The sequence below is a fragment of the Lysinibacillus sp. GW823-FHT02G10 genome, from assembly GCF_058797135.1.
Window position 1 is genome coordinate 279,691 of record NZ_JBXAJI010000003.1, and the last position, 14,600, is coordinate 294,290.

9 protein-coding genes are annotated in these 14,600 nt (G+C 39.2%); 2 read left to right on the top strand and 7 right to left on the bottom strand.

What is annotated here, in order from left to right; genetic code table 11:
* Nucleotides 1-46 precede the first annotated feature (46 nt).
* The gene (locus AC1RFD_RS13660; RefSeq protein ID WP_048392035.1) at nucleotides 47-856 is read left to right on the top strand and encodes a Cof-type HAD-IIB family hydrolase; all 810 of its coding nucleotides are present in this window, start codon (nucleotides 47-49) and stop codon (nucleotides 854-856) included.
* Between the two features lie 142 nt (nucleotides 857-998).
* Nucleotides 999-1,856: a DegV family protein gene (locus AC1RFD_RS13665; RefSeq protein WP_048392036.1), complete on the top strand. Its 858-nt coding sequence runs from the start codon at nucleotides 999-1,001 to the stop codon at nucleotides 1,854-1,856.
* Between the two features lie 50 nt (nucleotides 1,857-1,906).
* Here AC1RFD_RS13665 and AC1RFD_RS13670 read toward each other — a convergent pair whose 3' ends face one another.
* The 7 genes from AC1RFD_RS13670 to AC1RFD_RS13700 all read right to left on the bottom strand — a co-directional run bounded on the left by AC1RFD_RS13670 (nucleotide 1,907) and on the right by AC1RFD_RS13700 (nucleotide 14,595).
* The gene (locus AC1RFD_RS13670; RefSeq protein ID WP_492474978.1) at nucleotides 1,907-3,373 is read right to left on the bottom strand and encodes an alpha-amylase family glycosyl hydrolase; all 1,467 of its coding nucleotides are present in this window, start codon (nucleotides 3,371-3,373) and stop codon (nucleotides 1,907-1,909) included.
* 184 nt (nucleotides 3,374-3,557) lie between these two features.
* Nucleotides 3,558-3,926 (bottom strand): YisL family protein, encoded by a 369-nt coding sequence (locus tag AC1RFD_RS13675; RefSeq protein ID WP_004227486.1) that lies wholly within the window; start codon nucleotides 3,924-3,926, stop codon nucleotides 3,558-3,560.
* A 200-nt stretch (nucleotides 3,927-4,126) separates the two neighbouring features.
* The gene (locus AC1RFD_RS13680) at nucleotides 4,127-5,029 is read right to left on the bottom strand and encodes a fumarylacetoacetate hydrolase family protein (RefSeq protein ID WP_048392038.1); all 903 of its coding nucleotides are present in this window, start codon (nucleotides 5,027-5,029) and stop codon (nucleotides 4,127-4,129) included.
* Nucleotides 5,030-5,153: 124 nt separating this feature from the next.
* On the bottom strand, nucleotides 5,154-6,320 hold the full coding sequence (locus AC1RFD_RS13685) for a DUF418 domain-containing protein (protein WP_016993448.1): 1,167 nt from the start codon (nucleotides 6,318-6,320) through the stop codon (nucleotides 5,154-5,156).
* Between the two features lie 82 nt (nucleotides 6,321-6,402).
* The gene (addA, locus tag AC1RFD_RS13690; RefSeq protein ID WP_492474979.1) at nucleotides 6,403-10,119 is read right to left on the bottom strand and encodes a helicase-exonuclease AddAB subunit AddA; all 3,717 of its coding nucleotides are present in this window, start codon (nucleotides 10,117-10,119) and stop codon (nucleotides 6,403-6,405) included.
* A 1-nt stretch (nucleotide 10,120) separates the two neighbouring features.
* Nucleotides 10,121-13,630 carry a helicase-exonuclease AddAB subunit AddB gene (addB, locus tag AC1RFD_RS13695; protein ID WP_492474980.1) on the bottom strand — a complete coding sequence of 1,170 codons (3,510 nt, stop codon included), beginning with the start codon at nucleotides 13,628-13,630 and terminating at the stop codon, nucleotides 10,121-10,123.
* Between the two features lie 326 nt (nucleotides 13,631-13,956).
* The gene (locus AC1RFD_RS13700) at nucleotides 13,957-14,595 is read right to left on the bottom strand and encodes a TVP38/TMEM64 family protein (protein WP_004227497.1); all 639 of its coding nucleotides are present in this window, start codon (nucleotides 14,593-14,595) and stop codon (nucleotides 13,957-13,959) included.
* Nucleotides 14,596-14,600 lie beyond the last annotated feature (5 nt).

The following is a 14,600-nucleotide window of genomic DNA, read 5'->3' on the forward strand; positions in this document are numbered from 1 at the left end:
AAGACAAAGAGATACTATTCAAACTATAGGAAAGGGGCAACGAGCTATGAAACCGCATTTAATCGTATTAGACTTAGATGGAACTTTATTAACAGATCAACAGCAAATTTCTGCAAAAACGAAAAAAACATTATTGCAGGCTAAGGAACAAGGGCATCAAGTGATGATTGCGACAGGACGTCCTTACCGAGCAAGTACTATTTATTATCAAGAACTTGGGCTCACTACACCCATTGTTAATTTTAATGGCGCATATGTGCATCATCCTAAAAATGTCTCTTGGCAACATATGCACACACCAATTGATTTAAGTGTCGTACATGATGTCGTTGATTCTATTAACAGTTATGAATACGAAAATATTATCGCTGAGGTAAAAGATGAAGTTTATGTTCACACAGAGGACGATCGTATCTTAAATATCTTTAATATGGGTAACCCAAAAATTACACTTGGCGATTTATACACACACCTATTGGAAAATCCTACAAGTTTGCTGATTCAGGCAAATGAAGCCAATTCGGTTATTATACGTGATCATTTACAGGCAGTGCATGCTGAAGTCATCGAGCATCGTCGCTGGGGCGCGCCACTTCATATTATTGAAATTGTGCGTCGCGGCTTAAATAAAGCTGTGGGTATTGCACATGTCGCAAAAGATTTAGGTATTCCTCGTGAGCGCATCATCGCATTTGGTGATGAAGACAATGATTTAGAAATGATCGAATATGCTGGACTTGGTGTAGCGATGGGGAACGGTATTTCAAGTCTTAAAAACATTGCCAATGAAATTACGACAACGAATAATGATGATGGAATTGCAAAAATACTCATTGAACGCTTGAAATTATCATAGTTAAGTAGTAAGTTCAAGTTAACATTCCATTTTTACCAGTTTAACTTTATTCAGTGGTACCCCTTCCATTTATCTAAAGTGAGTATCTACTGAATAAAGTTAAAAAGCTTTAAAAGTAAGTTGAAATTAGGGGGACAAGAGAATGAAGATTTTTACGGATAGTGGATGTGATCTACCAAAATCTTACTATGAAGAAAAAGATGTCGTGCTACTCCCTTTACGAGTGCAATTGAACAACAAAGAATATGAAGATGTGATTTCAATTGATTCCAAAGAGATCTATGATGCAATACGCCAAGGTGCTCAGCCAAAAACATCACAAGTGTCACCTGAGCTCTTTTTGAAGCATTTTGAGGAGCTAGCCAAAAATGATGAAGAAGGTATTTATATCGCTTTTTCATCAGAATTATCAGGCACATATAGTACCGCTCAAATGATTCGCAATCAGGTACTTGAGCAGTATCCTTCCTTAAAACTAGTCATTATCGACTCTAAATGCGCATCACTAGGACATGGCCTTGTCGTGGAAGAAGCTGTACGACTGCGAAATATAGGAGTATCCTTAGAAGACATGGCCTCTAAAATAAATACCCTTGCACCTCAGGTCGAGCATTTATTTACAGTAGAAGACTTAGATTACCTTGCAAAAGGTGGTCGTGTATCAAAAGCTAGTGCATTTTTAGGTGGCCTTCTTAGTATTAAGCCTATTTTAAATGTAGAAGATGGCAAACTTGTACCGATTGAAAAGTCACGCGGTCGAAAAAAAGCACTTAATCGTATGTTAGATTTAATGCAGGAGCGTGGTGGCAGCTTTACAAATAAAATCGTAGGTATTAGCCATAGTGACGACGCTGCCTTTGCGAATGAAGCAAAAGCCTCTATTCAGGAGCGTTTTTCACCTCAAGCTGTGCAAATTACCATGATAGGTTCCGCGATCGGCTCACATGTCGGACCTGGGACTATTGCAATTTTCTTCACAAATAAAAGCTTTGAAGGCTAATAAAAAGCATGCTAGGATGGTTCCTGGCATGCTTTTTTGTCGTGTTATTATTATTGGACGTCTTGCTCCTGACGACGAACTTTCCCTCGTTTAATGATGATGACAACAAAGCCAATAAAGATCACCCATACTAAGCCAAGAGCCACCATATAAGGAGTGTTTAAGCCTTCATCATTGCGAACTTGATAAATTTCAACCATTTCTCTGTCTAAAATAACAGGATAGACTTCTTTTTCATTTAAGCGAACTTTTTCCTCATGTAAAATACCGTTCAGCATTTTCCCTTCACCAAGTTGTTCAGGTGTTAAGTCGACGCGTTGTGTTTTACCAGTATTATTAACCATGATTACCCACTTTTCTTCGTCAGAAGAACGTGTAAAGACAAGAAGGCCATTTTCATTTGTAATGACTTCAAAATCGCCATTACGTAAAGTAGCTGATTGATTACGTAAAGATTGAACATTTTTAATATAATCAATCAGTTCTTCGTCTGTTTTAAAGTTATAAAGCTGGTGTGTATCTGGTTTTGCTTCCCCATTCATAGCAATTTCTGTCCCGTATTGTACGACAGGAATTCCTGGTAGCATAAATAAAGCACCCATCGCCATTTTTAAGCGGGTAGGTGGGAACATATTTTCATTAGCAGAGTCAAATGTAAAACGATGGGTTTCAAGTGAATCCACCATAATTTGTGTCGGTTTTTCTCCTGTGAAGGGTTCCATTAATTTAGAAGAATCCATATCCACGTTTTTAAATATATTACGATAGATATCTGCCGTTACAGGTGAGAAAGTTGCATCAAAGTCAGCATCGCTTTCTTCATTTGCTATCACATAAAGTGATGTTTTTGTCTCTTTTAATGCAGCTATTACTGCATTCATAAACGCTGTATCAGCCCCTGCGATATTTGTTAAACGAATGCCACCGATGTCATATGTAGAAACAAATTCAGTTACTGCTTGAATAAGTGCTTCTTGCACATCCTTATTCGATAAATCCCACTGTACTTGTCCATTATTGGTAGATACAATCCAATCCGCTTTCGATGCATCCTTTGCCCACTCATGATTTGGACTCACATTTGTAAGTGGAAAATCCACCATAATGGACATATTTTTCGCTTTGTAGGCCTCTACAGTACTTTGGAATTCTTCCGTTGTTCCAAAATGACGTTCTATTGTAGTATAACTTGTGGGCATTGATCCATCATACTTCTCTGTAGAAAAAATAGGCCCAATGGAAACAATTGTATAGCCCATCTCACCGATAAATTTCAATTTATCCTGTAAACCTGTAAAATCGCCCCCTGCAAATTTCGAAGGGTCCTGCGTATTTGTATCAAAATCGTTTGTGCCCGAGCCATTAAAGAAACGGTCAACGAGTAAATCATAGATGCTTTCTTCTGCTATTGTTCTAGTCGCTGATTCATCCGCATGTGCTACTGGTATAGTACTTACTAATGAAGTTGCTAATAAAAGTGATGCAGCCGTCGCACTTATCCACTTCTTAAATTTCACTGTTATTCCCTCTCTTTCAAACCAATCAACGTCATTTTACCAAATAACTCTGTCACGTCGCTATCTTTTCCAAAGATTTTGCGTAAAAGCGAAATGAATTACGACAAAAAGGTGTCAATTCCGTCTTCCGTTTTCGTTTACAAAATAAAAGCCGTGAAGCAACTACTTCACGACTTTTAAATCATTATGCTAAGAAATCTTGACCCATTGGCAGTTTAAATCCTAGGAACAAAGTGATTAATAGGAATACTGCAAATAAAATCCAAAACATAGCTGTTGGTTTATTTTTCTTTTGACGCACTAAGACCATTTCCATCATGCCAATTACAAGTATGCCACCTAAGAACTTAAATCCGTAAAGCATACCTTTACCATAGTCCATTGCCTCGATAAATAATGCCCCACCTGTGATGATTATTAGTACATAAAACAGACGTAATGTCATATGTAAGCCTTTTGATTGCTTGCCCATTAGTGCCGCAATTAAAAAGATGACAATACCTACTACCCACGTAGTAATATGCAAATGCGTTTGGCTAGTTAAAAAACTCATGTTTATCCCCCTCATTCTTTTTCTATCAAACTCTATCCTACCATGCGATGGAAAGGGTTTCAAATATTACAATAGTGTTCACACAATTTACATCATTTAAAACTTGGAATCCTTGCATCTCATAGTTTTTACTTCTGTTACTATGCCTTAAAGCAGTAAAAAATCCGCGGAGTATAGACTCACGCGGATTGATATCATCATTATTCAAAATGGTTGACTAAAGTACCAATTCCTTGAATAGATACTTTTACTGTATCTCCAGCTTTTAAGAATTGCGGCGGGTTCATCCCTTTGCCAACACCAGCTGGCGTACCTGTTAAAATCACATCTCCTGGCTCTAATGTTACATGCTGAGATAGGATGGATACTAACGTTTCAACAGAGAACATCATATCTTTCGTAGAGCCATTTTGACGTACTTCATCATTGACCTTTGTCACTACTGTTAAGTCTTGTGGATTTGGGATCTCATCCTTTGTCACAAGGTATGGTCCAAGAGGGCAAGTACCATCCAAGCTTTTACCCAAGAAGAATTGTTTATGTTTCTCTTGTAAATCACGAGCTGTTACATCATTGGCAATTGTATAACCAAATACATAATCAAACGCTAAGTTTTTAGGAATGTTTTTGCCACGTTTACCAATAACGATAGCTAGCTCACCTTCATAATCCATTTTTGAAGAAAGATCTGCATGAATGGAAATTGTTTGTCCATCTGCAGCAATTGCAGTTGGTGATTTTGTGAATACCATTAAATCCGTTGGTGCTGCCTCTGCACCCATTTCCTTTGCATGTTCATCATAGTTTTTACCAATACACATAATATTTTTAGGTGTACGTGGAATTGGTGAAAGCCATTCGATCTCTGTAAATTCACGTTTAAAACTATTAGCATTATCTGATTTTTCCGCTGCTTCTACTAATTTACGAATCTGTTCCACAAAATCAAAGCCTAAAGCAATGCCATCCACGATTGAACTTGAAAAAGAAGGGAGAACTTGAAGTTCACTTTGAATAGCGAGTACATCCCATACCGCTTCTTCTTTTTTTACTTTTGGTCCAAAGCTTACATGTCCACCTAATTTGAATGATAAAATTTTCATGATTGAAAGAGCTCCTTCTTTTTTCTACATAATACAACAATATGATAGAAATTACCTCATTTTTGCGACAACATTTTTATAAGTTGTTATATCTTCATAAAATATGCATGTGAAGAGGAATATATTAACGCACTTCTACTTTTTGCTTATATGTTAATTTACGCCATATTGTCTCTAACGGCCCTTGTTTCCACTTAGATAACCAGATTTCTGCTATGATCATTTGCACAACAATAATGCCGACAGCAATTAATACCCCTGTTTCTACACTTACTTTACCATACCAGCCAAAGCCAAATTGGTAGAATAAACAAGTACCTATAATAGATTGAAGAATATACATCGTTAATGACATGCGTCCGATTTTAGCAAAAGGACTAAGTAGTTTTAGCATTATTGGCACTAAGCAAAGTAACACAATGACCCCAATATAGCCCACCGATAGAACTGGGCCCCCTATGTATACCTTTAAATAATCTAGTAAATATGTTCTTGTAAACATAATAGATAAGCTTTTTATACCAATACCGATGACCAATCCAGCAATTGCAAACGTCAGCCAGAGCCACTTCAATTCTTTAGCCCGTTCTACTAAACGCCATTTAGAGGCAGCGGCACCTATTAACATATACGGTAAAATCGTGAACAGTGCGACAAACCACATCTCGATGCCTGCCTGCGTCGATAAATCTGTTAAGCGTTGCAAAAAGGCATCTACCCAGTTTCCTGTCCCATAAGCCGTGATGGCCTTCTCTACTGAAACGATATCTAAGTAATCATCTACTTTTGTATTAAAATTTACAATCCCTACTACAAAGAGCATAAAAGCTTGCATCAAGCCATTAATAATCAAAGCACTCGCTAATAGCCAGATGGGACTCAATCGTAGTAAAAGCACTAAGAAAACGCCACAAAATGCATACATCATTAATATGTCGCCCCACCAAATTAGCACAGCATGGATAAAACCAAAAGCAAACAGGATGGACAGTCTACGAAGCCCCAGGGTATAAAAGTTTTGTTGACGACTTTGAGCCTTTTGCCACTGCATGGCTAGCCCATAACCAAATAGCATGGCAAAAAGCGGGTAAAAGCTGCCTTGCACATAAATATCTATATTTTTCTGCCAAACAATATCTGATGGGGTTGTAAACCATGATGCCAAATCAATATGCGGCATTGGCAAATAAAAGGTATACATATTTACTAATAAGATACCTACTAAACTAATACCTCGTAAAATATCTAATGTTGCTATTCGTTCCTGCAACATTGTTGGTTTTAACTCCACAAAATAGCCTCCTCTTGACTAGCAGCTATGGTGAAAGCAGGGCAAGAAAAAACTTTGCCCCACTTTGCCCGTAACAAGTTCTTTATGCGTGTATGGTCTGTTCATTATCGAATAAAAATAATACTTTATCGTTCACCTTGATGTGTAAGATGGATTCAATGGCTTCGCTATAAACACGAAGCTGTACGGCATAACGACCTAGTATTTCCTTTGACAAGGCTGGCTCCTGCGCAAAATGAGATTGTATACGATCCGTTTTATAATCCAACAAGACCCAATTACCGTATTCATCCTCAAATAGGCAGTCAATGATCCCTTGCACAATTTGAGCATCACCATCTTCATCGATTCTACTAATTGTAAACGGCATTTCTCTACGTATCTGCCTTGCGCGTTGAAAGCGTTGCCCTATTTCTGTCTCAAAAAAACGATAAATTTTCGCTTGCGGAACTACTTTGCCCTCCGCCTCTGTTAAAAGCTGTCTTGCCACTAAATCCTCCACAAAGTCCCTTACAGCATCGATATGACTAAAGCCATATTGAGGAACATGCTGCATCACTGTGTGTACAGCTGTACCAATTTCAGCACCAGTTAGCTGTTGCTCCTGTAAAAAAGCGGGTCGAGGTGCAATGGACGAAGCCTTTTGCTTGATAGGAGAGGCAAAATAAAATTCAGGTTCCTCCTGGCGCTGTAAATTTTCTAATCGCTTTATTTCACTAACAGATGTTTTGGAGCGCTTTCTTGTAGATTTTTGATAGACATACTGCGCTTGAAAGCGGGTAGTGATTTCAGCCAGCAAGTCCTCATCCTCTTGCATCGCAAGCACTTGCTGTACTTCATCGCCCATCGCCTCTATCTCATATGAATAATGCTTTGTATCGATGGCTTGAACCCACCAATGTGATTGATCCTCCACTTCTTTATAAGATGTGCTTGCTACTACTGCAAAATCTGCATGTCTTGCTACTGCTGGGCCAACCCAGTCCAAATAGCTATTAGCTCTTGCACGTAAATATTCTTGAAGCGGTGCATCCATTGGTAAACTTTGTGCGTCCTGCCAGTTGTCGCGTGTTTTCTCCCAGTTCTTCACTGAGCCTACTAAAATCAAACGCTCCTTCGCACGAGTCATCGCAACATATAAGACACGCATTTCTTCTGCACGCATCTCCAGTTCTTTTTTCTCCTTCAATGCTAAAAACGGTAACGATGTATAGGTGATACGATTTTCGGGATCAATGGCCTTAACAGCTAGTCCAAAATCTTGATCAAACAAATAGGGCTGATGAAAATCCATTTTATTAAACGGACGTCCCATTCCTGCAACAAAGACGACTGGATATTCTAACCCCTTGGAAGAGTGTATTGTCACCAGACGTACTACATCATCCTTTTCGCCAATTGATTTGGCCGTACCTAAATCATCGCCACGCGTACGCATACGATCAATAAAGCGTAAAAAACGGAATAGCCCACGAAATGCCGTTTTTTCATACATTAATGCACGATCATGTAATACGCGTAGATTTGCTTGACGCTGTTTGCCATTCGGCATTGCCCCAACCATTTCATAATAATGTGTATCTAAATAAATTTTCCAAATTAAATCTGATAATGATCCACGACGTGCTAAATCACGCCAATTTTCAAAGGCTAGCATAAAGCGTTGCAACTTCTCAAATGTAGTGGTTTGCACACCATGTCCTTCACTACGAATAAATTGTCGTAAAGCATCATAAAAAGGTACCTTTTGATCGGCTAAACGAATTTTCGCCAGCTCATTTTCCGTTAAACCAACAAACGGTGCGCGCAGTACAGAGGCTAAGGGGATATCCTGATAGGGATTATCGACTACCTTCAGGACATTTAACATAATCATTACTTCGAGTGCGTCAAAATAACCTTTAGATGATTCTGCATAGAGTGGAATCCCTGCCAGCTTAAATTCCTCTACTAAGTCTGTTGACCATGTCATCGAGCGCATTAAAATCACAATATCACTATACTTTAATGGTCGCTCTGTTTTTGTTTTCGTATCGTATACGGTTGTTCCATCTTCCATCATTTGACGTATACGATCGATAATAAATCGTGCCTCGTACTGTGATTTTTTTAATTCCTCTAGCTCCGTTGCCTCATTGCTTAGTTCTTCCAGTTCTTCTGGTGTTTCCTCTTCCTGTGGTGGATGCAATACGACCAGCTCAACAGGTATTTCTTTATCATCATAGGGCGCAGCAGGCTTTAGTGACGCATTGTCATCATACGAAATCTCACCGACACGCTCACCCATAATTTGTGCAAAAACATAGTTTGTAGCATTTAATACTTCTTTTCGACTTCGGAAGTTAGCGTTTAAATCAATTCGCATCCCCGTTACATCAGGTGACTCCAAGTATTCACTATATTTTCTCATAAAAAGCTTTGGCTCAGCTAATCGGAAACGGTATATACTTTGTTTAACATCCCCAACCATAAAAAGGTTGCCATCTTGTTCTTCACCCGTTTTGACAAGTTGTAAGATGGTTTCCTGTAGCATATTGGTATCCTGATATTCATCCACAAGTACTTCTTTAAATCGCTTTTTCATATCTAGTGCAACCGGTGAGGGATGAAGTGCACCATCTATCTCTAACGTTAAAATTTGAAGTGCATAATGCTCTAAATCTGAAAAGTCAATGATTCCCCGTTCTAACTTGGCTAGTCGAAATTGTTCACTAAATGTAGTGGTCAATTCAACTAGCGTAGTAATGGTCGGTGCCATTAACCTTATTTCCTCAAGTAGCCGTGCAGGGGTACGAACAAAATATGTCTCCTTGATTTTATTCATCATTTTTTTGGCTGCTTCTCGTTTTTTCTTCGCAAGCTCCTGTAGCTCTACATTAACTAGTGCATCCTTTGATACCCGCTTTAAGGTAGACCATTTAACCGTTGCAAAATAATCAAATAGCTCCTGCCATGTCCCACTTTGACTAATGCGTATCCCTTCCTGAATCATAGCAAAATCTACCTCTGCCGTTTCTGCATAGGGTGCAGGTCCATCTGGCTGTAATGTAATTGTGCGCATTTCAGAAATTAGCATAAACGCCTCTTCCAGGCTATGACGTACGGTTAATTTGACGTATTGAGATAGCTCTAAATCATCGATTGTCACTTCCTCAGCTAATTCATATGCTTTCGGCAGGCTCCAAAGCCATTTTTGAGGCTCAGCATGGACACGAGACGTATCATAAAGTTTACTAATCAGCGTTTCGATGGCTTGATCATCACGATCTGAGGTAAAGCTATCGACAAGACGATAGATAGCTTGTACGTGAGCCTCATCCTCAGCATCGTAGGCATCTTCTAAAACTTCTGCTAAAACATCATCTCGCAATAATGCTATTTCTGCTTCATTGGCAATACGGACGCCTGGGTCTATATCGAGTAAGTAGGCATATTGCTTCACAATTGCTAAACAGAATGAATGTAGCGTAGAAATTTGTGCTTTATTCACAAGACTTAGCTGTCGTCTTAAATGATTAGATGTTGGATTTTCTGCTATCGCCTTTTCTAATGCCTCAGACATACGATGGCGCATTTCAGCGGCTGAGGCATTTGTAAAGGTCACTACCAATAGTTCATCTACATTGATCGGGTTTTCAGTAGCAATGACTTTTTCAATCATACGATTGATCAGAACCGCTGTTTTCCCCGACCCTGCTGCAGCCGAAACGAGTGTATCTTGACCGCTAGCATAAATGGCCTTCCACTGATCGTCTGTCCATGTGACATCTACTGGCTTAACAGGAATTGTTTGTACCATGCTATTCTATCTCCTTCCGAATTTTATCGACAATATCATTCGGCTTTGCTTGCATTAATTGACGATAGTTTTGTTTACCATCTGATGGATCAAATTGGCAAACCGCAGCAAATTGACAATAATCACATGCCGTTTTAGCTTTTAATTTATAGGGGCTAATGGCCGTATCACCAGATAAGATACCATTCCCTGCCTCCTGATGTTTACGACGAACAAAATGCTGCAACTTTTTCATATCATTGACAGGAACTATACGCGATTGTGACTCAGACGGTGTCCCATCTTTTTTCATATAGACAGGAATGATTTTTGAATGTCCGCTACTTTCTTCCAATTGCTCGTCCATCGATAAAATCGCTTCAGCATTTTCAGATAGCAAACCTTTCATTTTATACTGCTTTAAACGATCCTCTTCTATTTCACTGTCCGTCAAATCTTTATCCAGCTTCAGCATCGGATTATGGACATGGACATACAGTACCCCTGCTGGCTCTGCTTCACCTGAGAGCCAGTAAGAACTATTTTCCATTGCCACATCTAAATACGTTAGGACCTGTAAGGATAATCCGTAATAAACCTCATTTAAATCAAGGTCACGAGCTGAGGATTTATAGTCGACAATCCGCAAATAAGAGCGGTCATCTATCGTTGCACTATCCACTCTATCAATACGTCCACGCATAAACATTTTCTTACCACCAGTCAAATCAATCTCTAATGGTGGTAGCTGTTCATGTTGTCCAGGACCAAACGACGCCTCAATTGCAATTGGTTTGAAGTGTGATACATTTGCATGCTGTGTCAGTGCTGTCATTGTACGCTCAACAATTCGAATTAGCTTACGCTGAATATAGCGATAGCGGGCACTGGATAATAGGATTTGATGGGAAAAGACTGGAACAATTTGTTCTACTGCTTGACGTGCTAATTGTTTAATTTGCTTTGTTGTTAAACGAATCCAAGATAATTGCTGACGATGTGTTTCCTCTGTAATCCACTTTAATGCCTCATGGAATAAGTCACCCATTGCAAACGTTTCTAGACGATACTCAGCTCGCTCTTCTAGACGTAAGCCATACGTAGTGAAATGAGAAAAAGGACATCTGAAGTATTTCTCAATTCGCGACACACTGGATGTTAGCTTCTGACCATATAATTCCTGTGTAATATAGGTTTCAAGTGGCTCAGCCTCATTTTTATGGGTAATTGGATAAAGTACGCGGTCGAAAATGAGTGCCCAATACGGATCTTGTGTATAAAATCTTTGTAAAGCTAGCCATTCTGGCGCTAGTTCACGGCTATGTTCAGCTTGACGTAGCTGTACCATTAGATGTGCCAATGCAGTCCTTGGATGGCGTAAATATGGTAAAACATCCCCATCTAGTAATTCAATTGGATCGACTACCACTCGTTCTATCGAAACACCACTTAATAAGCCAGCCTTTTTGTCATTTCCTATTATTTTCTTAATATAAAGTGAGGATAGAAGTGCCTTGCCTTCCTCATCCGCCGTAGGATAGGTCATATACAATTTGTTAGATGGCGTTGTAATAGCGCGATAGAACAAGAAATTTTCCTGTAATAAACGATTAGTAGAGGTAGGAGCAAGCTCATAGCCAATTTGACTAAACCATTCACGTTCGATATCTGACAACAAGCCCTCATACTCCATCCGAGTTGGATAAACACCATCATTCATTCCTATTACAAAAGCGACTTTGATATTGGATAAACGAGCTAAATCAACAGTAGCCACCATTACTTCATCAAGGGTTGGCGGAATTCTTGAAAATTCTAATGTATCAAAGCCTTCATCAAGAATTTTGGCTGCTTGCTCTACAGACATCTCCTGCTCTCCAAACATATAAACGAATTGGTCAAGAACAGCAATCCATTCATTCCAAGCTTGTTCATGTTCACTTGCAGCTAATGCGTCACCTCGCTCTAGCTCACGATCTTTCATGGCTTGCAGTTTATCATATACCTGTAATGACTCTATAAGTTCAAATAAAGCAGTCGCAATATCTCTGCCATTCTTGGCGCTATCAAGCTTGTCTTGTAAAAGTTTTAGAGGTTGGCGAATTTCATCTCGAATGGCCTCGATTTCTGCCTGCATTGCACGCTCTTCATCTGTTTGTACACGCGAATGGAATTCTAGACCTCGATATTTTTTATAAAACCAACGTGCCTCCTCAAACCATCGTTCACCATAGATGCCTTGTGCCAAGCAATAATTTTCTAATCGATCTGCTCGCTCACGCCAAATTGTTAGCTCAGCTTGTAATGGGAAAAACAAATCGGTTTTGACACTACGAAAAACTGGCTCATATTTCCAATTCGAGGTCATAACCTCCAAGGCTGAACGACTTAGCTCTATTAATGGATGATGTAGCATTGTCTTTTTTGTATTTGTAAAAATAGGAATTTCATATTGTTGGAAAATACTTGTAATAAGTGGATCGTAGAGATCTGCTTGTCTATACAAAAGTACGATATCCTGATAGCGAAAACCGTCTTCTCTTGTCAGTTTTGTTATTTCCCGGGCAATCGCATGTATCTCTGCTCGACGATTTGATGCTTCAAGCACGGTTACATCTCCTGAAGTTTTTATCGTTTGGGGCTCCAAATCAGCAAACTTTGCCTCCACATGCTGTAAATCTTTAGAATGAAATCTTTGAGTCTTATAAAAATGTAATGGTAATTCAACATCAATGCCCTCTTCTTTTGCTATATCATGAAGACGTTGATTCGTTAACGCTGCTTCATGGAATAAAGCTTGTTCATCAAAGGCTTCATCCATATGATTAAAGGGAAGGACGACAGTTACTTGCTTCGTCACCTTTAACAATTCACGAACCAGTTCTAACTCTCGCACAGTGAAGGCGGTGAAACCATCAATATAGATGGTCGCTTGCTTCATCGTTTCTGCATACTTCAGTTGCTCCGTTAGAATCGGATAATAGCCCTCGCTGTCAACATAGGTCGTACCAAGTCGTTCCTCCAATGCCTGCAAAACGACATGTAAATCATTCGCTTTCGCCTGCAATGTATTAGGTGCATCTATTGCCTTTAACGATTCCGTTACCTCTGCCAAGACTGAGCTATTGACGCTATAGCGACTAAATTCTCTTAAAAGGGTTTCAATTTCCTCCGTAAAGCCACGTTTTCCTGCTGCTTGTCGAAATAAGGAAAACTCGCTTTTTTGTTCTTCCAAAAGTTTACGTATAAGCATTCGATAGCCATAGCCATTCACTTCTTTACGAGCAATACCTCCTGTTTCCTGTAAAACCAACCATGCTAAACGTTTAAACGTCATCACCTGTGCTCGAATCAAGCCTTGTAAACCATGCTTATTTGTCAGCTCATATTCCGTAGAATAAGACATTTGGTCAGGCACTATAATGAAAATCGGATGTCCCAATGGATCTGTCTTTAATTGCTCAACAATTTCCTGATGAATAAATGCTGATTTCCCTGTTCCCGAACGTCCTGAAACAATACGCAATGTCATTTACTTTCCCCCTCCTCATTAACTTGCTGTTGCGGGTGTCTCTTTTAATGAAATAAAAATTTGTACTTTTATTTGAGCGATTCTTTCACTGAATTGATTACTTCTCATCTATTTTGGAGCGGCTTCTCCAGACTATTGATCGCTTCTCATCTATGGTGAAGCAGTTTTCCCAGCCTACTAAAAACAACTTAAATCATCTATCTTAAATTCTATCGAAAAAAACTAGTAAATACTATCTATCAACCTTCACCTACCTATAAAAAGGTTAATTTATTACACAAAAAAGCAGCCTCTTCACATAATGAAAGAGGCTACAGTTTATTTACTTAACTGGCATGGTGGTCCTGCTTTTTCGTCAAATTTCGCGCTTGCTTTAAATCTCTTTCTACACGGGCATTCAAACGCTTCTCTATCAACTTCCCAACCCACCATAAAATAACAATGGCCACAGCTGCAATTATCAATCTCACCGGGCTTGTCAAGAGCGATTTTAAATCATAGCCCAATACACTCATACCTAAAATCATGACAAACTTTCCTGCAAGTAAAACGATTAAGTAAAATTTTTTATGGATATGTGACAATCCCGCTACAATATTGACAATCACAGATGGTGTAAAAGGGAAGCAGAGGAGGACAAAAAGAGGGCTAATGCCATTCATATCCACCCATTTAATAAGCTTCTGTACTTTTTTACTACCTGTTAAAAATTGTAGTCTTGGATGTTTGCCAAAATGACGCACAAGTAAAAAAACCGCATAGGAGCCAGCTACAGAGCCTAGCCAAGATAATAGAAATCCTAGCCATAAGCCGAATGCACTGGCATTCGCCACAACGAATACGACTAATGGTAGGAATGGTAAAAACGCCTCTAAAAACGGGAGCAGTAAACCAATGATTGGGCCGAACGTTCGATACTGTGCCGCAACCTGTTCAATATTTTCTACAGTAAACCATTCATTCAACATCG